The sequence below is a fragment of the Vibrio sp. 10N.222.49.C12 genome, assembly GCF_041475025.1.
GTDB classification, from domain to species: Bacteria; Pseudomonadota; Gammaproteobacteria; order Enterobacterales; family Vibrionaceae; genus Vibrio; species Vibrio crassostreae_C.
The window spans coordinates 1-1,274 of sequence record NZ_JBFRVF010000006.1; the positions used below are offsets into that span (position 1 = coordinate 1).

Consider the following 1,274-nt stretch of genomic DNA (forward strand, 5'->3'; position numbering starts at 1 on the left):
TTAGCTACAACCGTCGCATCTCCACCAACCGTTAGGCCGCTAGCAGTAAGGTCATCGCCCTCTACGTCAGAAGCTTGCGATAGAAGCTGCTCTTGACTTAGACGAATCGAACCGTCTTCGTCGATTGAGTACGCTAGGTCGCCAGACACTGGCGCATCATCAACCGCAGTTACGCTCACGTCGATGTTTGCAGAGACCGTATCGGTGCCGTCTGACACATCGAAGCCGAAGTTTACGTCGCCATTGAAGTTCTCATTCGGCGCAAAGGTGTATGTGCCATTACCGTTGTCGGTAAGAATACCGTCACCGCCATCGTAGGTCACACCTTCAACCGTTAGGTTGTCGCCTTCAATGTCTGTCGCGCCTGTAAGCAGATCCGCGTCTGTGAACAGTAAAGTACCGTCTTCTTCAACACTGAACTGCTGATCTTGAGGAACTGGCAGGTCATTGATTGGGTTAACGGTTAAATCGGCAGAAGCTTGAACGGTATTGGTACCATCAGAGATATCGAAACTGATATCGATGTCACCGTTGAAGTTTTCATCTGGCGTAATCGTGAAGCTGCCGTCATCGTTTTGAGTAACGGTTGCATCACCGTCGACCGTTAAGCCGCTGGCTGTTAGGTCATCGCCTTCAACATCTGATGCTTGCGATAGAAGCTGCTCTTGGCTTAGACGAATCGAACCGTCTTCGTCGATTGAGTACGCTAGGTCACCAGACACAGGCGCATCATCAACCGCAGTCACGCTTACATCGATGTTTGCAGAGACCGTATCGGTTCCGTCTGACACATCGAAGCCGAAGTTTACGTCGCCATTGAAGTTTTCATTCGGCGCAAAGGTGTAAGTCCCGTTGCCGTTGTCGGTCAAGATACCGTCGCCGCCATCGTAGGTCACACCTTCAACCGTTAGGTTGTCGCCTTCAATGTCAGTAGCGCCTGTTAATAGGTCTGCATCGGTGAAGATAAGCGTTCCATCTTCTTCAACACTGAACTGTTGATCTTGAGGTACTGGCAAATCATTTACTGGGTTAACGGTTAGGTCTGCAGAAGCTTGAACCGTATTGGTGCCATCAGAGATATCGAAGCTGATATCGATGTCACCATTGAAGTTCTCATCTGGCGTAATCGTGAAACTGCCGTCATCGTTTTGAGTAACGGTTGCATCACCGTCGACCGTTAGGCCGCTAGCAGTAAGGTCATCGCCTTCAACATCTGATGCTTGTGATAGCAACTGCTCTTGACTTAGACGAATCGAACCGTCTTCATCGATTGA

The 1,274-nt window shown here is 49.7% G+C and carries 1 protein-coding gene; it reads right to left on the reverse strand.

The genetic code is table 11. From position 1 onward, the window contains the following. A partial coding sequence (locus tag AB4583_RS02615; protein ID WP_372116306.1) for a cadherin-like domain-containing protein occupies window positions 1-1,274 on the reverse strand: 1,274 nt, incomplete at both ends.